Below are 21,835 nucleotides of genomic sequence, written 5' to 3'. Positions count from 1 at the left end.
CCGCGTACGCCCCGCCACGCCTGCACCCACGACGAGGAGTCCAGATGGCCGATGTGACGGCCCGTATCGCCCGGTCGGCGGCGGCTGTGGAGAGCCCGCTGACCGATCTCGCCGGATTCGACGACTGGTTCGCCGAGTACGGCGAGCAGATCTACACGACGGCCGAGCGCATCCCGCTGGCGGCCCTCGACCAGTGGTACCAGACCCCGGTCACCGGTGATCTGCGGCACCGCAGCGGCAAGTTCTTCACCGTGCACGGCCTGCGGGTGCACGATCCCGGCAACGCGGTGCCCTGGTGGGACCAGCCCATCATCGACCAGCCCGAGGTCGGCATCCTCGGCATCCTGATCAAGGAGTTCGACGGGGTCCCGCACTTCCTGATGCAGGCCAAGGCGGAACCGGGCAACCCCGGCGGGCTGCAACTCTCGCCCACCGTGCAGGCGACCCGCAGCAACTACACGGGCGTCCACAAGGGCAAGCCCGTGCCGTACGTGGACTACTTCCGGGACACCTCGCGGCACCGGGTGCTGGCGGACGTCCGGCAGTCGGAGCAGGGCGCCTGGTTCTACCGCAAGCGCAACCGCAACATGGTGGTGGAGACGACCACCGAGGTGGAGGTCCTGGAGGGCTTCCGCTGGTTCACGCTCGGCCAGTTGTACCGGCTGCTGTCGCGCGACGACATCATCAACATGGACGCGCGCACCGTCCTGGCGTGTCTGCCGCACGCCTCGCGGCCGGACGGCGCCCTGCACGGGATGACCGACGTGCTGAGCTGGATCGCCGGCGCCCGGTCGCTGGCCTCGGTGCACACCGAGCGGATCGCCCTCAACGCGCTCGACGAGTGGCGGCACCACGAGATGGGCCACTCGCACGAGAGCGGCGGCTTCTTCGACGTCATCGGGGTCGCCGTGACGGCCGCGGGACGCGAGGTCGGCACCTGGCGCCAGCCGATGATCGAGCCGCGCGGCACGGGTGTCATCGCGTTCCTGACCCGCGAGATCGGCGGGGTGCCGCACGTCCTGCTGCACGCCCGCACCGAGCCGGGCTACGCGGACGTGGTGGAACTGGCGCCGACCGTGCAGTGCGTGCCGGACAGCTACGGCTGGCTGCCGGCCGCCGCCCGGCCCCGCCACCTCGACGAGGTACTGGCCGCCGGTCCCGGCCGCGTCCGCTACGACGCCGTGCAGTCCGAGGAGGGCGGTCGCTTCTTCCACGCCCGCAACCGCTATCTGATCGTGGACAGCGACGTCCCCGAGGATCCGGGCCACCCCGACTACCGCTGGCTGACCATGGACCAACTGACCCAGTTGCTGCGGCACAGCCACTACCTCAACGTGCAGGCCAGGAGCCTGGTTGCGTGCTGGCGCGCCCTGACGGCGGCCGACACCGCCGGCTGACCACTCGGGCGGCCTCCCGCGCACACCGAAGGCCCGGCGGGATCCCTCCGCCGGGCCTTCGGTGTGCGCGGGGCGGGCCGGGGCGGGCCCGCCGCACGGGTTCAGAGGCCGTCCAGCACGTCACGCACCGCGCTGATCACCTTGTCCTGGATGTCCGGCGCGAGGGCCGGATACATGGGCAGCGAGAAGATCTGGCCCGCCAGTTCCTCGGTGACGGGCAGCGAGCCCGCCCCGTAGCCGAGGTGGGCGAACCCGGACATCGTGTGCACCGGCCAGGGATAGCTGATGTTGAGCTCGATGTCGTACGTCTTCAGGGCCTTGATGATGTCGTCGCGCCGGGGGTGGCGCACCGTGTAGACGTAGTACACGTGCTCGTTGCCGGGGACCGTGTGCGGCAGCACCAGGCCGGTGTCGCCGAGCCCTTCCTCGTAGCGGCGGGCGACGGCCCGGCGCCCCTGGACGTAGCTGTCGAGGCGGCGCAGTTTGCGCCGCAGGATCTCGGCCTGCACCTCGTCGAGGCGGGAGTTGTGGCCCGGGGTGCCGACGACGTAGTACCGCTCCTCCATGCCGTAGTAGCGCAGCCGGCGCAGGGCACGGTGGGCGTCGTCCCGGGAGGTCAGTACGGCGCCGCCGTCGCCGTAGGCGCCGAGCACCTTGGTCGGGTAGAAGGAGAAGGCGGCGGCGTCCCCGGTGGTGCCGGCCAGTCGTCCGTCGCGGCGGGCGCCGTGCGCCTGGGCGCAGTCCTCGACGAGGAGCAGGCCGTGCTCGGCGGCGAGTGCCTCCAGCGGCGCCAGGTCGACGCACTGTCCGTAGAGGTGCACGGGGAGCAGGCACCGGGTCCGTGGGGTGAGGGCGGCGGCCACCTGGCCGGTGTCCATGAGGTAGCTGTCCGGGTCGACGTCGACGAAGACCGGGGTGGCGCCCACCGAGTCGATCGCGATCACGGTGGGGGCGGCGGTGTTGGACACCGTGACGACCTCGTCCCCGGGGCCGACGCCGAGCGACTGGAGCGCCAGCTTGATCGCGTTGGTGCCGTTGTCGACGCCGACGCAGTGGCTCGCGCCGTGGTAGGCGGCGAACTCCTCCTCGAAGCCGCGGACACTGTCACCGAGGACGAGCTGACCCGAGTTGAAGACCGTTTCCACGGCGTCCAGAATATCGGCGCGCTCGTTCTCGTATTCCTGCCGGTAGTCCCATACGAGAGTCGTCATCGAATTCGCTTCCCTCCCATTGCTGACATCATTTCCTTGCCGCAGGGCGTCACCATCCCCTCGCAGCACATCACATTGCGGGTCCGGCCGACAACCCTTGATCCCCCTCTATTACCACTCGAATTTCCCTGGACCAGGGACTTTCCTGCTTGCTGCCGAACGAATTCGGTCGTTAGCATGGGCAGAAATCGAGGACAGGGGCATACCCATGAAGGGGATTATTCTCGCCGGCGGTACGGGAACAAGGCTCCATCCGATAACCGTTTCCGTGTCCAAGCAGCTTCTCCCGGTCGGCGACAAGCCGATGATCTACTATCCGCTCTCGGTGCTGATGCTCGCGGACGTCAGGGAGATCCTGCTCATCTGCACCGAGCGCGACCTGGACCAGTTCCGCCGGCTTTTGGGCGACGGCTCGCAGCTCGGCGTCCGCATCGACTACGCGGTGCAGAACCGGCCGGCCGGGCTGGCCGAGGCGTTCGTCATCGGCGCCGACCACGTGGGCGACGACGACGTGGCCCTGGTCCTGGGCGACAACATCTTCCACGGCCACCACTTCTACGACCTGCTCCAGAGCAACGTCAGGGACGTACAGGGCTGTGTGCTGTTCGGTTATCCCGTGGAGGACCCGGAGCGCTACGGGGTGGGTGAGACCGACGCGTCGGGGCGCCTGGTCTCCCTGGAGGAGAAGCCGGCCAGGCCGCGTTCCGACCTCGCCATCACCGGGCTCTATCTCTACGACAACGAAGTGGTCGACATCGCCAAGAATCTCCGCCCCTCAGCGCGCGGAGAACTGGAGATCACCGATGTCAACAAGAATTACCTGGCCCGCGGCCGAGCCCGCCTTGTCGACCTCGGCCGCGGTTTCGCCTGGCTCGACGCCGGAACTCCGGAATCGCTCCTCCAGGCCGCCCAATATGTGCGGACCCTCGAAGAACGGCAGGGCGTGCGGATCGCCTGCGTCGAGGAGGTCGCGCTCCGGATGGGATTCATCGACGCGGACAGCTGCCACCGGCTCGGCGAGCAGATGTCGCAGTCGGGTTACGGCCAGTACGTGATGTCGGTGGCCCGCGAAATGGCATCCTGAGCATTCCGGCCCCTGCCCGCCCGGCCGCCGTCAGTTCTTCTCGCGCACCCCGACGAAAAGACCGCGGCCGGTGGGGCCGTCCGCCAGGAATTCCACCGAGCAGCCCGCGTCGGTGAACGCGGAGACGTACTCCTCCTTGGTGAAAAGGTGCAGTACGTCGATCTCGGTGAACTGCTGGATACCGGCGGCGTCCCCCACGGTGAAGCGGACCTCCATGCGGGTGGCCCGGCCCTTGCGGGTGGTGTGCGAGATCCGCGCGATGGTGCGGTGCTCCTCACGGGCCAGGTCGCCCGCGACATAGCCCTCGATGAAGTTCTCGGGGAACCACCAGGGTTCGACGACCAGGACGCCGCCGGGCTCCAGGTGCTCGGCCATCGACCGGACGGCGGACCGCATGTCGTCCAGCGTCTCCAGATAGCCGATGGCGCAGAACATGCAGCTCACCGCGGTGTAGGTGCGGCCCAGCGAGAAGTCGCGCATGTCACCCGCGTGCACGGTGGTGCCGGGCAGCCGCTGTTCGGCGAGCCGGCGCATCGGCTCCGCGATCTCCAGCCCCTCGGCGACCTCGAACCGCTCGCCGAACACGCTGAGATGGGCGCCCGTGCCGCAGGCGACGTCGAGCAGCGAGTCGGCTCCCGGGCGGCGTTCGGCGATGAGCCGCGAGACGTCCGCGGCCTCCTCCCCCCAGTCCTTGCCCCGGCTGCGGTAGACCGCCTCGTACACGTCCGCGAGTTCCCGGCCGTACATGTGTCTCTCCTCCCGTTGGCGCCCTGCTGGGCGCTTGGTCCGTGCGCTGCGGTGGGCACGTGGTCCGCCCGGCCGTCGTGCTTCCCGGCTGCGGTGCTCCCCTGCCGTCCGCTCACTCGTCCTCGTCGAGCAGGGCCACCGCCCTCGCCCAGCCCGCTCCCGCGCCCGCGATCCGTACGGGGAAGCACGCGAGACGGAAGCCGCGGGAGACGGGCAACTGCCCAAGACCGGCGAGCCGTTCGATCTGGCAGTACTCCCGGTCCCGGCCGATCATGTGGGCGGGCCAGAGCACCGAGCGGTCCCCGGTCTCCCGGTAACGGCGGATGATGTCGCCGAACGGCGCGTCCAGGCTGAACGCGTCCGTGCCGATCACCCGCACGCCCCGGTCGAGCAGCAGGTGCACGGCCGAGCCGTCGAGCCCGGTGAAGTCGGTGAAGTACTTCTGCGTCCCCGACCACGCGTCGGCGCCGGTCCGCAGCAGCACGATGTCCATCGGCGACAGGGTGTGGCCGATCCGGTCCAGCTCCCGCTCCAGGACGTCGGCGCCGACCGCGCCGGTGCCCTGGTCGCTCAGGTCGAGGACCACCGCGGGCCGGAAGAACCAGTCGAGCGGCATCTCGTCGATGTGCCGCGGCGGGCCGTCCCGGTAGGAGGCGCGCGTGCCGTAGTGCGAGGGCGCGTCGATGTGCGTCCCGGTGTGGGTCGTCAGCTGGAGCCGGTCGAGCGAGAGGAACTCGCCCTCCGGCAGTACCGCCGGATCGAAGTCGATGCCGAAGTGGTCGCGCATCTCCTCACTCATGTGCGTGGCGGCCTCCTTCGGGCCGAGCACGTCGTGCACCACGGGATCGGGTTCAAAACCCGCCGCGTCCACGGGCGAGGACAGGTCGATGATGCGCACACGAGCCTCCCGGCGATGGGTTCCTGCAAGCGTTCCGCCGGTCTTCCGCTACCGGCCCGCCCATGCTCACCAGCGCGGCTAGAGAAGCGTTGGAGCCCGGCTGTACGGCCACCGGCCCCCGGGCACACCCGGCGCTCGACCGATCCTGGAGGGCCCCCTGCCACCGTCGTGACCTCACCCGGAACCCGGGAAGCGGGAGCGGCGGAAGGAAGACGGCATGGCAGCACAGGCCCCGACGGCCCCGGCGGACGTCTACGCCGAGGTACAGCACTTCTACGCACGGCAGATGCGGGACCTGGACTCGGGCGAGGCCGAGACCTGGGCCGGCACCTTCACCGAGGACGGCGCCTTCAAGCCGCCCTCGCTCCCGGAGCCGGTACGCGGTCGCCCGGCGCTGACCGAGGGCGCCCGGCAGGCCGCCGCGGGCCTCGCCGCCGCCGGCGAGACCCACCGCCACTACGTCGGCATGCTCACCGTCACTCCGGCGGACGACGGCTCGCTGACCGCCGAGAGCCTGGTCTCGATCGTCGCCGTCCCGCGCGGCGGCCCCGCCCGGCTGCACCTGATGTGCGTCTGCCGGGACGTCCTCGTGCGCGAGGCGGGCGAACTGCTGGTCAAGGACAGGGTGGTGACCCGTGACGACCGGCCGTAGCGGGAGTCGACCGCGAATCGAGCACCCCGGCCTACGGTCCCGGACATGAGCGCGACACAGGAGAGCACCACGGCACAGGACACACAGGCCACACCGGCCACCCAGGCCACCGGTACGGCACAGGACCCCACCGCGCCCCGGGGCGTGATCGTCACCGGCGGCGGGACCGGGATCGGGCGGGCCGTGGCCCGCGCCTTCGCCGACCGCGGCGACCGGGTGCTCGTCGTGGGCCGCACGCCCGCGACCCTCGCCCGGACCGCCGAGGGACATCCCGGCATCGGCGTCCTCACCGCCGACCTCACCGACCCGGACACTCCGCGGGCCGTCACCGACGCGGCGCTGGACGCGTTCGGCCGTATCGACGTGCTGGTCAACAACGCGGCCTCCGGCGGTTTCGCCACCCTCGCGGAGACCAAGCGCGAGGCGGCCCGCGACCAGCTCGACACCAACCTCCTGGCCCCGCTGCTGCTCACCCGGCAGACCCTGGACGCCCTCGCGGCGGACGGCGGCGGAACCGTGCTGAACATCGGCTCCGCCGGCGCGCTGTACCGCCGCGCCTGGCCGGAGAACGGGCTCTACGGCGCCGCGAAGGCCGGGCTCGACTTCCTCACCCGGACCTGGGCCGTGGAACTGGCGCCCCGCGGCATCCGGGTCCTGGGCCTGGCCCCGGGCGTGATCGACACCGGTATCGGTGAACGGTCGGGCATGACGCCGGAGGCCTACGCGGGCTTCCTCCGGCACATCGCCGGCGTCGTCCCGGCCGGCCGTGTCGGCCGCCCGGAGGACATCGCCTGGTGGGCGGTGCAGCTCGCCGACCCGCGGGCCGCCTACGCGACCGGCGCGGTGCTCGCCGTCGACGGCGGCCTGTCCCTCACCTGAACCCCGCGACACGCCCCGCCGTGCCGCACCACCGCCCCGCCCCGACCGGCCCCGATCCGCCCTGACTCGCCCTGACTCGCCCCGAAGGAGACTGCCGTGACCGACACGGAAACCGATGAGACGACCCCCGCCGCAGCCCAGCGGACCCAGCCGGTCCAGCAGACCGACAGCGAGCTCGGCCGCCATCTGCTGACGGCCCGCGGCTTCCACTGGATCTACGGGACCAGCGGCGACCCGTACGCCCTGACCCTGCGCGCGGAGAGCGACGACCCGGTGGTGCTGGCCCGTCGTACCCGGGAGGCGGAGACCCCGCTGTGGCAGAGCGCCGCCGGGGCCTGGGTCACCGGCCGGCACTCCGTGGCCGCCGAGGTGCTGGCCGATCCGCGGCTGAGCCTGCGCCACGCCGATCTGCCCGGCCTCCAGCGGCACGTCTTCTCGGACGCCTGGAGCAATCCGCTGCTGTGCCACATCGTTCCGCTCGACCGGGCCTTCCTGCACGCCTCGGGCGCCGACCACGCGCGCTGGGAGCGGTCGGCCGCGCCGGTGCTCGGCGGGGCGGCGGCGGACGGCCACCGCAAGCACGCCGACCGCGTCCACCAGGAGACCGCCGACCGGCTCGGCGCCTCCTTCGACCTCATGGCGGACTACTCCCGCCCGGCGGCCACCGAGGCCGCCGCCGCGCTGCTGGGCGTTCCGGACGACCGGCGCGAACGGTTCGCCCACGCGTGTCTCGCGCTGGGCGTCGCGCTCGACGCGGCGCTCTGCCCGCAGCCGCTCGCCGTCACCCGCCGGCTCGACGAGGCGGTGGAGGACGTCCGCGCCCTCGTCGCCGACCTCGTCGCGGCGCGGCGGACCGAGCCGGGCGACGACCTGCTCAGCACGGTGCTGGGCGCCGACGGCTCCGGCGGTTCCAGCGCCTCGGCCGCCGAGGACGCGCTCGCGGTCGGGGTGCTGACCGCCGCGGTGGGCGTCGAGTTCGCCGCCGGGCTGATCAACAACGCCGTGGAGGCGCTGCTCGCGCACCCCCGGCAGTGGGCGCTGCTCGGCGAGAACCCGGAACTCGCCGCCGGGGCGGTGGAGGAGACGCTGCGGTACGCGCCGCCGGTACGGCTGGAGAGCCGGATCGCCGCCGAGGACCTCACCCTGGCCGGCCAGGACATCCCCGCCGGCGCCCAGGTCGTCGTCCATGTCGGGGCGGCCAACCGGGACCCCGAGGTGTTCCTGGCCCCGGACCACTTCGACCTCACCCGGCCGCCCGGTCAGGGCCAGTTGGCGCTGTCCGGCCCGCACACCTCGCTCTTCGGGGCGTTCGCCCGGCTCCAGGCGGAGACCGCGGTACGCACCCTGCGGGAGCGCCACCCGCACCTGGCCCCGGCCGACGGTGTCCAGCGCCGGATGCGCTCGCCCGTCCTCGGCGGAGTGCTCCGGTACACCCTGACCACCTCCGCGTGACGTGGCAGCCATGACAGCCGTGACAGCCGCGACAGCGGTCGCGGAGAAGGCAGAGAACAGAGCAGCGAACGGAGAGGACCGCCCATGCGGGTTCTGCTGACGTCCTTCGCGCTGGACGCGCACTTCAACGGGTCCGTGCCGCTCGCCTGGGCGCTGCGGGCCGCCGGTCACGAGGTACGGGTGGCGAGCCAGCCCGCGCTGACGGGGAGCATCACCGCGGCCGGTCTTACCGCCGTCCCGGTGGGGGCCGACCCCGGTCTCGACGCGATGGTGAAGGGCGTGGGCGACTCCGTGCTCTCCCACCACGCCGACCAGTCACTGGACCCCGACGCCCCCGGTCAGCTCACCCCCGCCTTCCTCAAGGGCTGGGACACGATGATGACCGCCACGTTCTTCGCCCTGATCAACGACGATCCGATGGTCGACGACCTCGTCGCGTTCGCCCGCGACTGGCGGCCCGACCTCGTCCTGTGGGAGCCGTTCACGTTCGCGGGGGCGGTGGCCGCGAAGGTGACGGGCGCCGCCCACGCGCGCGTGCTGTCGTTCCCGGACATGTTCATGTCCATGCGGCAGGCGTTCCTCGCCCAGCTCGGCCCCGGCCCCACCGGCCCGGGGGCGGAGGGCGGCTCGGCGCACCCCGAGGACTCCCTGGGCCAGTGGCTCCAGTGGACGCTCGGCCGCTACGGGCTGCCCTTCGACGAGGAGACCGTGACGGGGCAGTGGTCGGTGGACCAGGTGCCGCGCGGCTTCCGCCCACCGTCGAACGCCCCGGTCGTCCCGATGCGCTACGTCCCGTACAACGGCCCGCTGCCCGCCGTCGTACCCGACTGGCTCCGCGTCCCGCCGGCGCGTCCGCGGGTCTGCGTCACCCTGGGCCTGACGGCCCGGACCTCGGAGTTCCCGAACGCGGTCCCCGTCGACCTGGTCCTCAAGGCGATCGAGGGGCTCGACATCGAGGTGGTGGCCACGCTCGGCGCCGAGGAGCGGGCGCTGCTCACCCATGTCCCGGACAACGTGCGCCTGGTGGACCACGTGCCGCTGCACGCGCTGCTGCCGACCTGTGCGGCGATCGTGCACCACGGCGGTGCCGGTACCTGGTCGACGGCGCTCGTCGAGGGCGTCCCGCAGATAGCCATGGGCTGGATCTGGGACGCGATCGAGCGGGCCCGCCGCCAGCAGGAACTGGGCGCGGGTCTTCATCTCCCCTCGCACGAGGTGACGGTGGAGGGGCTGCGGACCAGGCTCGTACGCCTGCTGGAGGAGCCCTCGTTCACCGAGGCCGCCGCCCGCCTGCGCGCCGAGGCGGAGTCCGAACCGACCCCGGCGGAGGTCGTCCCCGTACTGGAGCGGCTGACCGCCCAGCACCGCGCCCACGGGCGTCGACGCCTTGGAGGTACACCCGCGTCATGCGTGTCCTGATCACCGGCGGCGCCGGTTTCATCGGATCCCACTATGTGCGCTCCCTGCTCTCCGGCGGCCTCCCCGGGCCCCGGCCGAGCCGGGTGACCGTCGTCGACCTGCTCACGTACGCCGGGAGCACGGACAACCTGCCGATGGAGGATCCGCGGCTGGACTTCCACCGGGTGGACATCCGGGACCTCGACGCGCTCCTGGAGGTGTTCCCCGGGCACGACGCGGTGGTGCACTTCGCGGCCGAGACCCATGTCGACCGCTCCCTGACCGGGCCCGCGGAGTTCGTGACCACCAATGTGCTGGGCACGCAGACCCTGCTGGAGGCGAGCCTGCGCTGCGGGGTGACCACCTTCGTGCACGTGTCGACGGACGAGGTCTACGGGTCCATCGCCGAGGGCACCTGGACGGAGGAGGAGCCGCTGCTGCCCAACTCGCCCTACGCGGCGTCGAAGGCGGGCAGCGACCTCGTCGCCCGGTCCTACTGGCGCACCCACGGGCTCGACGTACGCACCACGCGGTGCGCCAACAACTACGGTCCGCGCCAGCATCCGGAGAAGCTCATCCCGCTGTTCGTCACCGAGCTGCTGGCCGGCCGGACCGTGCCGCTGTACGGGGACGGCGGCAACGTCCGCGAGTGGCTGCACGTCGACGACCACTGCCGGGCCGTCCACGCCGTGCTGACCGGCGGCCGGGCCGGCGAGATCTACAACATCGGCGGCGGTACGCATCTGACGAACCGTGAGATGACGTCAAGGCTGCTGGAGTTGTGCGGTGCGGACTGGTCCCGGGTCCGGCAGGTGCCCGACCGCAAGGGCCACGACCTGCGGTACGCGGTGGACGACTCGAAGATCCGCGACGAACTCGGCTACCGGCCGCTGCGGTCGCTGGACGACGGTCTGCGCGAGGTCGTCGACTGGTACCGCGACCGGCTGACGCGGATGCCCGCGACGGCCGAGCGGGTCTGACCCGCTCCGGCCACGGGCACGACATGAGAAGGGCCGGCCCCGACGGGCCGGCCCTTCTCGTCGTGTGCGCGCGTGCGCCTCAGAGGCTGCCTCAGAGGCTCACGACCCGCGCCGCCTTGCGCACCCGCTCGACCAGCAGCGCCTGGCGCAGCAGCGCCTCTCCCAGTGCCTCGCGGCCGGTGCCCGACCGGGCCGCCGCCGCGAACGCGTCGAGCGCGTTGCCCACCTGGTGGTCGGCCGTCAGCGTCAACTCCGTCGTCCTGTCCTGCTGTTCGAGGCGGACCACCGGGCGGTGCTCCCGGGGCGGGGTGAAGGCCCGCGGCACGTCGATCCGGCCCCGGCTGCCCCACAGGGCGTACACCGACCGGTAGGAGTGCTGGAAGCCGAAGTCGAGCTGGGCGGTCACCCCGGTCGCGGTGGAGAGCAGCGCGCTGCCCGCGACGTCGACGCCGGTGGCCTCGTCGACGCGCAGACAGGCGCCGAGGACGTCCAGCTCCCCGGCGAGGTGGAGCTGGGCGGCGCGCAGCGGATAGACGCCGACGTCGAGCAGCGCGCCGCCGCCGAGCCGCGCGTCGTGCCGGAAGGACGACGGGGCGGGCGGTGGTACGCCGAAGGAGCTGGAGAAGACCCGCAGTTCGCCGATCTCGTCGCGGGCCAGGTCCCGTACCGCCGCGTGCTGCGAGTGGTGCAGGAACATGAAGTTCTCGGTGAGCGCCAGACCGAGCCGGGCGGCCGTCGCCACCAGCTCGGCGCTCTGCTCGTACGTGGTGCTGAGCGGCTTCTCCACCAGGACGTGCTTGCCCGCGGTGAGCGCCTCGGCGACCCATTCATGGTGCATGCCCGGGGGCAGCGGCACATAGACGGCGTCGATGTCGTCCCGGTCGAGGAGGGGCCGGTAGCCGGTCACCGCCGCGCAGCCGAACCGGGCCGCGAGCCGGGCGCTCCTGGCCCCGTCCCGGCTCGCCACGGCCACCAGCCGCACCGCCGGGTGCTCCACGATCGCAGGCAGGATCCGGCGCACCGCGATGTCGGCACAGCCCAGCACCCCCATGCGGAGCGCGGGTCGCGGAGTGTCCTCGGGCATCTGCCACCTCACCTGTCGGATACGTCGCCGAACAAGCTAGCCAGAGCGGGTCGAATGCCCCTGGAAGCCCGCTGGAGCAGGCCCTTTCCGCGGGGACTCCATGGCTCCTCTACCGGAAGGCTGAAGCATGGCCCCGAGGCAATCCTTACAGGAGGGACGGCTATGACGTCGGACACCAAGGCCCTGGTCCTGGAGCAGGTTCGCGAGTACCACCGGCAGCAGCAGCCCGGGGACTTCGTACCGGGAGTGACACCGATCCTCTCCTCGGGGGCGGTCCTGGACGAGGAGGACCGGGTCTCTCTGGTGGAGGCGGCCCTGGATCTGCGGATCGCGGCCGGGGCGCACTCCCGGCGTTTCGAGAGCAGGTTCGCCCGCCACATCGGCGTACGCAAGGCGCATCTGGTGAACTCGGGTTCCTCGGCGAACCTGCTGGCCCTGTCGGCGCTGACGTCCCCGCGGCTCGGTGAGAAGCGGCTGCTGCCGGGCGACGAGGTGATCACGGTGGCCGGCGGCTTCCCCACGACGGTGAACCCGATCTTCCAGAACGGCCTCACGCCCGTGTTCGTCGACCTCGAACTCGGCACGTACAACACGACGGCGGAGCGCGTGCGGGCGGCGATCTCGGACCGCACGCGGGCCATCATGATCGCTCACACCCTGGGGAACCCCTACGAGGTCGCGGAGATCCAGCAACTGGCCGTCGATCACGAGCTGTTCCTCATCGAGGACAACTGCGACGCGGTGGGCTCGACCTACCAGGGACGGATGACGGGCACGTTCGGGGATCTGGCCACCGTCAGCTTCTACCCCGCCCACCACATCACGACGGGCGAGGGCGGCTGCGTCCTGACCAGGAACCTCGAACTGGCCCGGATCGTCGAGTCGTTCCGCGACTGGGGCCGGGACTGCTGGTGCGAGCCGGGCGAGGACAACACCTGCCTCAAGCGGTTCGACTACCAGCTCGGCGACCTCCCCAAGGGGTACGACCACAAGTACATCTTCTCGCACATCGGCTACAACCTGAAGGCGACCGACCTGCAAGGCGCGCTGGCGCTCACCCAGTTGAAGAAGCTCCCGGAGTTCGGCGCGGCCCGTCGGCGCAACTGGCAGCGGTTGCGCGACGGGCTCGCGGACGTCCCCGGTCTGCTGCTGCCCACCGCCACCCCCGGCAGCGACCCGAGCTGGTTCGGCTTCGTCCTCACCGTGCTGCCCGACGCCACCTACACCCGCCGCGACCTGATCGCCTTCCTGGAGGAGCGGCGGATCGGCACGCGACGGCTGTTCGGCGGCAACCTCACCCGGCATCCGGCGTATCTCGGCACCCCGCACCGGGTGTCGGGGGACCTGCGCAACTCCGACATCATCACCGAGCAGAGCTTCTGGATCGGGGTGTACCCGGGTATCACCGAGGAGATGACCGACTACATGCTGGAGTCGATCGTCGAGTTCGTCGCCAAGAACGGCTGAGCGGCCCGGGGGCGGCGGTCAGCCGATCATGCGGTCGAGCAGCGCGTCCTCCCCGCACCCGGGCACGTCCAGCCACGGTTCCGCCGAGAGCACCGCCTGCTGCAGCCGCTGCAGGCGCGGGGAGGGCGAGAGCCCCAGTTCCTCCGCGAGCCGCCGGCGCAGCCGCTGGTAGACGTCCAGCGCCTGCCAGGAGCGGCCCGCCCGGTACAGGGCCGTCATGCACTGGGCGTGCAGGCCCTCGTGCAGCGGATGGCGTCCGGTGAGCTCGATCAGCTCGGTCAGCAGCTCCGCGTGGCGGCCCAGCCTCAGGTCCGCCTCCAGACACCGCTCCAGCACTCCGAGCCTGCTCTCCTCCAGCCGGGCCACCTCGATGCTCAGCACGGGCCCGATGCGCACGTCGACGAGCGCGGACCCGCGCCACAGGGCGAGCGCCTCCCGGAAGTACGCCGACGCCCTCTCCTGCCGGTCCTCACCCGTGGCGACCCGGCCGGCGGCGACCAGCCGCTCGTAGCGCGGTACGTCGACCGCGTCGGTGGGCGCCTGCCAGCAGTAGCCGCCGTACTGGGTGACGAGGACGTCCTTGGCGGACACGTCCGCGTCGGCGCCGTAGGCCGCGGTGAGCTGCCGGCGCAGCTGCAGGATGTACGTGTGCAGGGTGGCCAGCGCGCTCTGCGGCGGCTCGCTGCCCCAGATCTCCTCCATCAGCGTCCCGACGGGCAGGACGCGGTTGGCGTGAATCGCCAGCAGGGCCAGGATCTGGCGTGGTTTCGCCGCCGTCGGCACGATCGACCTGCCCCGTACCTCGGCCGTCAGCGGTCCAAGCAGCCATATGTCCATGCTTTTCTCCCCCATGTGGTCCGCGGAGCGCCGCGAGGAGCTCCTCGTTCAGGGAGTCTCGCTGGCTACTTCCGGTATCAACCAGTGCCAGGGGCCCGACCAGGCATATGAGGAACCTATGCGCAAGATGTGTATTTCTCATATGGGCCCTGTGCGTGACGCACTGGTATCGGCCAGTGACGACCGTAAGGATGGCGGCAACGCGCAGGGCCCCGGCCGGGGTCGGGCGCGCCGACCGAATCCGACCGCGAACTTCAACAGCGAACAAGGAGCACACATGTCACGGATCACGCCTCTGCTCGACGGCGACGCGGGGATCGCGAGGGGCGCCGACGATCTCGTGATCACTGAATTCGGCCCCGAATCCGGTGAGTCCACCGACGGCCGCATCTGTATCTGCTGGATGCCCGGAGCCGGTTCCGGTGCCGCCGCGGACGGCGGCCGTCAGACCCGATGAACCGTCCCGCCCCGGACGACGGGCTCCCCCGGCTGGGGTTCGCACCGCATCTGCGGGTCGAATCGGCGCCCGGGGAGCCCGTGTTCCTGATGACCGAGGACCGGGTGACCACGCTCGGCGGGGAACAGGTCGCGCTGCTCGCCCCGTTGCTCGACGGCAGCCGCGACCTGTCCCGGATCGTCGCCGACGCGGCGCCCGGCCTGTCGGCCGAGCGCACCGAACGGCTCGTGGCCAGACTGCTGGACGCCGGGCTGCTGTCCGCCTATCCGCCGGACGGCCGCGCCGGGCCCGAGCGCGCCTACTGGGCCCTCACGGGTCTCGCGGCGCGGCCCGACGGCGGCCGGGGCGGGCTGCTGGCCCCGGTCGACCTCACCGAGGAGACCGGGGGCGCGTTGTACGAGGCCGTGGCGGCGGCGGGACTGCGGACCGCCGCCGCGGGCGGCCCGGCCGATCTGACGCTGGCGCTGTGCCACGACTATCTCGATCCGCGGCTGAGCGCCCTGGACGCGGAACACCGTGCGGCGGGCCGCAGTTGGCTGCCCGTGCGGGCGAGCGGCACCCATCTGTGGGTGGGCCCGTTCTTCTCCCCCGGCGAGGGTCCCTGCTGGAGCTGTCTCGCGGACCGGCTGCGGCTGCGGCGGCGCAGCGAGGCGTACGTCCAGCACCGGCTCGGACGCGGCGGGCCCGCCGAGCACCGGCCGTCGTATCTGCCTGCGGGCCGGGGGGCGGCTCTGCACCTGGCGCTGCTCGAGGCGGCGAAGTGGCTGGCCGGACACCGCGATCCCGAGCAGGGCACCCTGTGGCGGCTGGACACCCGCACGCTGCGAAGCAGCCGCCATCCCGTACGGCGCCGCCCGCAGTGCGCCCGCTGCGGCGACCCCCTGCTCGTCCGCGACCGGGTGTCGGACCCCGTCGTGCTGTCCCCGCGGCCGGTGCGCGACACCGGCGGAGGGGGCCACCGGACGGCCGGCCCGGAGGAGGTCCTCGACCGGTACGGGCATCTCGTGGACCCCGTCACCGGTCTGGTCGGCGAGATCCGCCGGGATCCGCGGGGACCCGAGTTCCTCAACTGCTTCCACGCGGGCGCCCAGCCGCCCTGGGACCCCGCGAAGCCGCCGCCCGCGCTGCACACGCCGCTGCGCAGCCCGGGCTCGGGCAAGGGCGTCACCGAGGCCCATGCCAGGGTCAGCGCCCTGGCCGAGGCGCTTGAGCGGTACAGCGGTTACTTCCAGGGCGACGAGCCGCGTCTGCGGGGCAGTTACCGCGAGCTGGCGGACCGGGCCGTCCACCCGGACACCGTCCAGCTCTTCGACCGGCGGCAGTTCGCGGACCGGGCGGCCTGGAACCGCGCGCACGGGCCCTTCCACCAGGTGACCGAGCCCTTCGACGAGGACGCTCCGCTCGACTGGACGCCCGTCTGGTCACTGACCGAGGAGCGGCAGCGCCTCGCGCCGACCAGCCTGCTGTACTACAACGCCCCGGACGCGGACACCCGTTACTGCCGGGCCACCTCGAACGGGGCCGCTGCGGGCACCAGTCTGGAGGACGCCGTCGTGCACGGCTGCCTGGAGCTGGTGGAGCGGGACGCGGTCGCCCTGTGGTGGTACAACCGCACGCGGCAGCCCGGTGTGGTCCTCGATCAGCGGGACGAGTGGACCGCCGGGACCCGGGCCGCCCTCAGGGAGATGGGCAGGTCGGTGTGGGCATTGGACCTCACGTCCGATCTCGGGATCCCCGTGGTGGCCGCCGTGTCGGCCCGGATCGACGGGCCGGCCGAGGACGTCGTCCTGGGCTTCGGCGCCCACTTCGACGCGCGGATCGCGCTGCGCCGGGCCCTGACCGAACTCAACCAGATGCTGCCGCCGCTGACGGGCGGGCCGCCCGGCGGAGGGAGCGCCTACACCGGTGACGACCCGGAGGCCCTCGCCTGGTTCCGGCACGCCACGACGGCGGGCCAGCCCTATCTGCTGCCCGCCGCCCGCCGGTCCGCCCGGCCGCCCGCCGCGCTGCGCCCGCCCGCCGACGCCGCGGCCCAGGCCGGTGCCCTGGTCGAGCTGTTGCGCCGGCACGGCCTCGACGTGCTCGTCCTCGACCAGACCCGGCCCGATGTGGGACTGCCCGTCGCCAAGGTGCTGATCCCCGGTCTGCGCCCGCACTGGGCGGGATTCGGTCCGGGCCGGCTGTTCGACGTACCGGTCGCGCTGGGCCGGCTGGCGCGGCCGACGGACTTCACCGAACTGAATCCCTTTCCCCTGCATCTCTGACGGAAGGACGCATTCCTCTTTACGGAATGAAATCCTCCAGTTGTTTTCGCGCACCCGGGCAAACCTTTTCACTTCACCGGCAGTCTTCTTCTATCAGGGAGTCCGAAGCGCACTCCGCGCCACCGAGTTTCACTTCTGAGCGGTTTCGATCGATTACTATCGATGGCGACTTCTCATCCTCCCGGTATGCCGTGAGAGGGTGGGCACGGCACAACCTGACTCACTAATTCGTTCGGCTCGTCCGGGGAGAAGAGATGCAAGGTTCTGCCCTGCAGGATGGCGCGCGCGTCGACCAGGAGGACGCGCGGAGCAGGCACCTCGCTCGCGGCACCTCCATCGCCATCACCTTCGCAGTGCTAGTGGCCTTCTTCGGCATCGGCGTGACCTATCTGGTGGAGGGCCACCCCACACCACTCGGACTGGGCACGGGCATCACCACCCTGCTCCTGGTCTACGGGCTCCAACTGGCGCATTCCTTTCCCCATCTGTCGCCCCGGCTGGCCCACCGGCAGTACTGGACCCTCGGGTGCCAGGCGCTCCTGACGTATCTTCCGTTTCTCTTCTACGCCGAGGCCTGGCTGGCCACACCCGGCTTCCTCGCGGGCTCCGCGCTGCTCGTGCTCCCGTCCCGCTGGAAGTGGCCCGCGTACGCGGCGGCCGTGGGGTCGGCCGCCCTCCTGGTGCTGGAGACCGGCATGGGCCGCGGGTCGGTCTGGTACGGGACGGTGGCGACCGCCCTGACCGGCCTGGTGGTGTACGGACTCTCCGAGCTGACCCGGCTCGTCCAGGAGGCCCACCGCTCCCGCAGCGAGCTGACCCGGCTGGCGCTGGAGGCGGAGCGGCTGCGGTTCTCCCGCGATCTGCACGACCTGCTGGGCATCAGCCTGACCACCATCGCCTTCAAGTGCGAGCTGGCGCGACGGCTGCCGCCCTCCAAACACGCCCGGCTCCACCAGGAGCTGACGGAGATCCTGGACACCACCCAGCGGGCCTTCGCCGATGTGCGGGCCGTCTCGCAGACCTACCGCGCCATGTCACTGACCGCGGAGGTCGACACCGTCTTCGCGACCCTCAAGGACATGGGCATCCACGCCGTCTTCCGCGGCGGCGCCGGGCCCCTGCCGCCCCACATCGAGACCACGCTGGCGACGGTGCTGCGCGAGGGGATCACCAACATGCTCCGGCACAGCAGGGTCGGCACCTGCGTCGTCCAGCTCAGCCGCGAGCCGGGCGCCGTCGGACTGATCGTGACCAACGACGGAATTCCGGCGCGTCCGTCCGGCCCCGCCAGGGGCGCGCGGCCGGGAAGCGGACTCACCAACCTTCGCGAACGCATCGAAGCGGTGGACGGCCGGCTCAGCATCCAGGTGCTGGACGACAAGTGGTTCTCGCTGACGGCGGTCGTGCCGCTGCCGGCCGGGGCACACGAAACCAAACGCCCCTTCCTGCGCACCGCCGCCGCGCCCGCCCGCCCGTCGGCCCACCCCCCGGAGAGCGAACTGCGCGACTCGGCGACGGTGGCGTGAGAGCCTGAGCCGCGGGCGGTCAGATCCAGCCGCCCTCGCGGGCGATCCGGACCGCGTCCATACGGTTGCGGGCGCTCAGTTTGACCACGGCGCTGCTCAGGTAGTTGCGTACGGTGCCCGGCGAGAGGAACAGCCGGCGGGCGATGGCCGTGGTGCCCTCGCCCGCGGCGGCCAGCCGCAGGACCTCCAGCTCACGGGGGGCCAGCGGCTGGGTCACGTCTTCGAGCGCCGCGACCGCCAGCTGCGGGTCGACGGCCCGCTTGCCGGCCGCCACCGCGCGGATGGCGCCCGCGAGTTGCGTGGGATCGGCGTCCTTGCGCAGGAATCCCGTGGCGCGGGTGGCCAGCGCCCGCCGCAGCGTGCTGGGGTTGCCGAGCCCCGTGAGCATGAGGATCCGGCAGTCGGGCACGGCGGTGCCCAGCGCGGCGGCGGCGGAGATGCCGTCCATCCCGGGCAGGCCGATGTCGAGCACGGCCACGTCCGGCTGCAGGGCCCGCGCCCTGGGGACGATCTCGTCCCCACGGCTGACTTCGGCCACCACCTCGAAGTCCGCTTCCAGCGACAGAAGTTCGGCCAGCGCCCGGCGCAGCATCGCCATGTCCTCGGCGATCAGAATCTTTATCATGGCCCCCCACATCGACCGCATACAGGTCGCCCGGGCCTCATACTCTCATCCGAAAAGCCGGAACAAGCCTTCGAAGCGCCAAGTTCCCCGCCTTTGGGTCGACTTCGTCCCCGGGTTCCGTTTCCAAAGGAAGTCGCAAATTCAATCACCTCGGTAACGCCCCCTGTAAACACCGACGATTTCGTCGATCGGGCCCGCCCGGGAGGAGCGTGACACGGCGGTGGGACGGGCGTTCAGTCCCGCCCGAGGGCCCCGGTCAGCGCCGCCTCCGTCTCCTCGGCGGTCGCCGACTCCGCCGCCCAGGCCGCGTACCCGTCGGGCCGGACCAGCAGACTCGTACGCCGGTCGCTCGCCCAGGCCACGACGGTGAGGCGGTCCTTGCGGGCGGGGGTGCCGGTTGTGGTGGCGGGGGCGACGAGGACGAACCTGCCGTCCCGCAGGGCCTCGTACAGGCGGCCGTCCCGCAGCGCCACGTCCGGGACGCGCCGGCCGACCAGCGGGTGGGCACCGCGCGGGGCCGGGTACGCGTAGCCGATGCCGGTGATCTGGCCGATCATGCGGGTGCGGGCCGGGCGGGTGTGGTCGAGGAACGTGGTGAGCAGGGCGCGGGCCGCCAGTGTCCCGGGCCGCTTGGCCATCGCGAGCCGTACGATCCCGCCGCTGCTGCGCAGCACGGACCTGCCGACGGGGTGGCGCTCGGACTGGTAGGTGTCCAGCAGGTCCGCGCCTGCGTACCCGTCGAGCGTCGCCGCCAGCTTCCAGCTCAGGTTGGCGGCGTCCTGGAGGCCGGTGTTCATGCCCTGGCCGCCGGCCGGGGTGTGCACGTGTGCGGCGTCCCCGGCGAGGAACACGCGGCCCACCCGGTACGCCGGGGCCTGCCGTTCGTCGCTGTGGAAGCGGGACATCCAACGGGCGTCGTGCATACCGTAGTCACGGCCGAGCGCGAGCCGGGTGATCTCCTTGACCTCGTCGAGGCCGAGGGGTTCGCCGTCGGCGACATCGCGGTCCCGGTGCCAGCCGATCACCCGGTGGTAGCCGTCCCCGAACGGCGCGAGGAACGCGAAGGCGTCCCCGACCGCGTTCACCGTCAGCAGCGTCTCGGGCCGCTCGGCGAGCCTGACGTCGGCGAGGACCACGGACCGGATCGCCGACCGGCCGGGGAAGGGCAGCCCCACCGCCTCCCGCACGGCACTGCGCATCCCGTCCGTCCCGACGACGTACGCGGCCCGCAGTTCCTCTGCCGCACCGCCGGACCCGCGCGCCCGCAGGGTCACGCCGTCCGCGTCCTGCACGAGACCCGTCACCTCGGTGTCGTACGCGAACCGCACCCCGGCCTCCACGGCCCGCCGCTCCAGCGCCCGCTCCACCTCGTACTGCGGCAGGACGAGCAGGTGGTTGAAGCGCGAGTGGAGGGTGGTGAGGTCGACGGTCAGCCGGGCGAAGAGCCGCAGCCGGTCGAGCGTCTGCCCCTTGGCCTCAAGCCCGTCGGCGAGGCCCCGCGCGTCGAGCTGTTCCAGTGTGCGGGCGTGCAGGACGAAGGCGCGGGAGAGGTTGCTGATCCCGTGCGCCCGCCGCTCGACGAGGGTGACGGGGACACCGGCGGTGGCGAGATCACCGGCGAGCAGCAGCCCGGTGGGTCCCGCGCCCACGACGACGACGTCGCGGGAGCCGGAAGTGGCGGTGGCGGTGGTGGCGGTGACGGGGGCGGTGGCTTTGCGGATCCTGCCGTTCATGGCGGCCTCCTGATGCCGGACCGGTCGACGCCGAAGGCTCTCGGCACGCTGCCACTCTGCCCGACCGACCTCCCCCGCAGGCACCCTGTGGCCGCGTCCGTGACGAGTGCGGCGAGAGCGATGTTCGCGTGGTGGCCGGGGCGCACCGCGGTGACGTCGAGGTGGTGGAGGGGGACGCCGTCGGGCAGTCGGGGCAGCAGTGCGTCGAGGCGCCGTTGCCGGGCGAGGGGGCGGGCGGGGGTGCCCGTGTGGTCGCCGGGGGTGTCGATGTCACGCGTGACGGTGCCGTGGGCACCGACACGGACGTCGTCGGCGAGCGTCGTGTGGTCGAACACGCCGCTGCCGCCGCCCAGGACGCAGCGCCGGCCGAGCGTCACGCTGCCGCCGACGCCGGACAGGGGCACGAGCAGGGTGTGGTCGCCCAGGGTGGCGTTGTGCCCGACGCAGGTGAGGTCGCCGAGCTTGACCCCGTCGCCCAGGACGGTGTCGGCGCAGGTGGCCCGCTCGACGCCGGCCAGCGCGCGGATCTCCACGTCGTCGCCCGCGCGGACGCCTCCGACCTGCGGCACCCGCCGCCACCCGGCCGGGGTGTGCGTGAATCCGAACCCCTCGCCCCCCACGACGGCCCCCGGGTGCACGGTGCAGCGCTCGCCGAGACGGACGTCCTGGCAGAGCACCGCGTGCGGGTGGAGCACGCTGTCGGCGCCGACATGGCAGTTCGGCCCCACGTGGACGAAGGGGTGGATGCGCGTGCACGGTCCGACGACCGCGCCGCGCTCCACGACCGTGTAGGGACCCACGTACGCGGTGGGGTCGATGACGCAGTCCGGATCGGTCACCGCGGTGGGGTGGATGCCCAGGGGCGGGACCGGAGCCGCCCGGCGGTCGAGCTCGGCCAGCAACCGGTGGAAGACGCCCCGCGGATCGTCCACGTGGACGTGCGGCCTGTCCACACCCGTGAGAGCGCGCGGCAGCAGGAACGCTCCGACGCCCGCCATGTGCCGCAGCGCGCTCGCCCGTTCCGCGTAGGCCAGTCCCGACGGGTCGGTGGCCCGGGCGTCCGTCGGACGCACGCGCATCCCGGCGTCGCCGCAGACGGAACCGCCGTACTCCTCGGCGATCTCGCCCAGGGACCAGTGCATGA

General features: G+C 72.2%; 19 protein-coding genes. 11 read left to right on the top strand and 8 right to left on the bottom strand.

Translation table 11 applies throughout. The features are described 5' to 3' along the window. Positions 1-44: 44 nt before the first annotated feature. The gene (locus K3769_RS28320) at positions 45-1,397 is read left to right on the top strand and encodes an NDP-hexose 2,3-dehydratase family protein (protein ID WP_267029101.1); all 1,353 of its coding nucleotides are present in this window, start codon (positions 45-47) and stop codon (positions 1,395-1,397) included. 101 nt (positions 1,398-1,498) lie between these two features. On the opposite strand, the gene K3769_RS28315 is transcribed toward K3769_RS28320, so the two are convergent. Next, positions 1,499-2,608 carry a DegT/DnrJ/EryC1/StrS family aminotransferase gene (locus K3769_RS28315; RefSeq protein WP_267029100.1) on the bottom strand — a complete coding sequence of 370 codons (1,110 nt, stop codon included), beginning with the start codon at positions 2,606-2,608 and terminating at the stop codon, positions 1,499-1,501. A gap of 208 nt (positions 2,609-2,816) precedes the next feature. Between K3769_RS28315 and rfbA the strand changes: the two genes are divergently transcribed. Then, positions 2,817-3,692, top strand: a complete 876-nt coding sequence (gene rfbA, locus K3769_RS28310) for a glucose-1-phosphate thymidylyltransferase RfbA (RefSeq protein WP_267029099.1) — start codon at positions 2,817-2,819, stop codon at positions 3,690-3,692. Between the two features lie 30 nt (positions 3,693-3,722). Here rfbA and K3769_RS28305 read toward each other — a convergent pair whose 3' ends face one another. Then, positions 3,723-4,439: a class I SAM-dependent methyltransferase gene (locus tag K3769_RS28305; protein ID WP_267029098.1), complete on the bottom strand. Its 717-nt coding sequence runs from the start codon at positions 4,437-4,439 to the stop codon at positions 3,723-3,725. Between the two features lie 112 nt (positions 4,440-4,551). Then, positions 4,552-5,337 (bottom strand): cyclase family protein, encoded by a 786-nt coding sequence (locus K3769_RS28300; protein ID WP_267029097.1) that lies wholly within the window; start codon positions 5,335-5,337, stop codon positions 4,552-4,554. Between the two features lie 217 nt (positions 5,338-5,554). Here K3769_RS28300 and K3769_RS28295 point away from each other — a divergent pair, with 217 nt between their 5' ends. The 5 genes from K3769_RS28295 (at position 5,555) to rfbB (ending at position 10,698) form a co-directional block, all read left to right on the top strand. Further along, on the top strand, positions 5,555-5,989 hold the full coding sequence (locus tag K3769_RS28295; protein WP_267029096.1) for a nuclear transport factor 2 family protein: 435 nt from the start codon (positions 5,555-5,557) through the stop codon (positions 5,987-5,989). Between the two features lie 45 nt (positions 5,990-6,034). Next, a complete protein-coding gene (locus tag K3769_RS28290) occupies positions 6,035-6,868 on the top strand; it encodes an SDR family NAD(P)-dependent oxidoreductase (protein WP_267029095.1) in 834 nt (277 codons plus the stop codon). A gap of 96 nt (positions 6,869-6,964) precedes the next feature. After that, the gene (locus K3769_RS28285) at positions 6,965-8,320 is read left to right on the top strand and encodes a cytochrome P450 family protein (protein ID WP_267029094.1); all 1,356 of its coding nucleotides are present in this window, start codon (positions 6,965-6,967) and stop codon (positions 8,318-8,320) included. Positions 8,321-8,404: 84 nt separating this feature from the next. Then, entirely contained in the window at positions 8,405-9,739 is a 1,335-nt protein-coding gene (locus K3769_RS28280) for an activator-dependent family glycosyltransferase (protein ID WP_267029093.1), read from the top strand. After that, positions 9,727-10,698: a dTDP-glucose 4,6-dehydratase gene (rfbB, locus tag K3769_RS28275; protein ID WP_267029092.1), complete on the top strand. Its 972-nt coding sequence runs from the start codon at positions 9,727-9,729 to the stop codon at positions 10,696-10,698. The genes K3769_RS28280 and rfbB overlap by 13 nt, the downstream gene beginning before the upstream one ends. A gap of 91 nt (positions 10,699-10,789) precedes the next feature. Here the strand turns inward: rfbB and K3769_RS28270 are convergent, their stop codons facing one another. After that, a complete protein-coding gene (locus tag K3769_RS28270; RefSeq protein ID WP_267029091.1) occupies positions 10,790-11,782 on the bottom strand; it encodes a Gfo/Idh/MocA family protein in 993 nt (330 codons plus the stop codon). A gap of 162 nt (positions 11,783-11,944) precedes the next feature. Between K3769_RS28270 and rfbH the strand changes: the two genes are divergently transcribed. Beyond that, complete coding sequence (gene rfbH, locus K3769_RS28265) at positions 11,945-13,249, top strand: lipopolysaccharide biosynthesis protein RfbH (protein ID WP_267029090.1); 1,305 nt, start codon at positions 11,945-11,947, stop codon at positions 13,247-13,249. An 18-nt stretch (positions 13,250-13,267) separates the two neighbouring features. On the opposite strand, the gene K3769_RS28260 is transcribed toward rfbH, so the two are convergent. Further along, positions 13,268-14,086 carry an AfsR/SARP family transcriptional regulator gene (locus K3769_RS28260; protein ID WP_267029089.1) on the bottom strand — a complete coding sequence of 273 codons (819 nt, stop codon included), beginning with the start codon at positions 14,084-14,086 and terminating at the stop codon, positions 13,268-13,270. Positions 14,087-14,363: 277 nt separating this feature from the next. On the opposite strand from K3769_RS28260, the gene K3769_RS28255 reads away from it, so the two are divergent. From K3769_RS28255 to K3769_RS28245, 3 genes are all read left to right on the top strand, one after another. Then, complete coding sequence (locus K3769_RS28255; RefSeq protein ID WP_267029088.1) at positions 14,364-14,543, top strand: hypothetical protein; 180 nt, start codon at positions 14,364-14,366, stop codon at positions 14,541-14,543. Then, positions 14,540-16,807, top strand: a complete 2,268-nt coding sequence (locus K3769_RS28250) for a TOMM precursor leader peptide-binding protein (RefSeq protein WP_267029087.1) — start codon at positions 14,540-14,542, stop codon at positions 16,805-16,807. Before K3769_RS28255 ends, K3769_RS28250 begins: the two co-directional genes overlap by 4 nt. Positions 16,808-17,061: 254 nt before the next feature. Further along, a complete protein-coding gene (locus tag K3769_RS28245) occupies positions 17,062-18,333 on the top strand; it encodes a sensor histidine kinase (RefSeq protein ID WP_267029085.1) in 1,272 nt (423 codons plus the stop codon). A 19-nt stretch (positions 18,334-18,352) separates the two neighbouring features. On the opposite strand, the gene K3769_RS28240 is transcribed toward K3769_RS28245, so the two are convergent. From K3769_RS28240 to K3769_RS28230, 3 genes are all read right to left on the bottom strand, one after another. After that, positions 18,353-18,958, bottom strand: a complete 606-nt coding sequence (locus K3769_RS28240; protein WP_267029084.1) for a response regulator transcription factor — start codon at positions 18,956-18,958, stop codon at positions 18,353-18,355. A 233-nt stretch (positions 18,959-19,191) separates the two neighbouring features. After that, on the bottom strand, positions 19,192-20,691 hold the full coding sequence (locus tag K3769_RS28235) for an FAD-dependent monooxygenase (protein ID WP_267029083.1): 1,500 nt from the start codon (positions 20,689-20,691) through the stop codon (positions 19,192-19,194). Continuing rightward, positions 20,688-21,833 carry a UDP-3-O-(3-hydroxymyristoyl)glucosamine N-acyltransferase gene (locus tag K3769_RS28230; protein WP_267029082.1) on the bottom strand — a complete coding sequence of 382 codons (1,146 nt, stop codon included), beginning with the start codon at positions 21,831-21,833 and terminating at the stop codon, positions 20,688-20,690. The genes K3769_RS28235 and K3769_RS28230 overlap by 4 nt, the downstream gene beginning before the upstream one ends. Between the last annotated feature and the right edge of the window lie 2 nt (positions 21,834-21,835).

Source organism: Streptomyces ortus (assembly GCF_026341275.1).
Classification (GTDB): Bacteria; Actinomycetota; Actinomycetes; order Streptomycetales; family Streptomycetaceae; genus Streptomyces; species Streptomyces ortus.
Note: the sequence above shows the minus strand (reverse complement) of the source record. Positions and strands in the feature narration are given on the sequence as shown.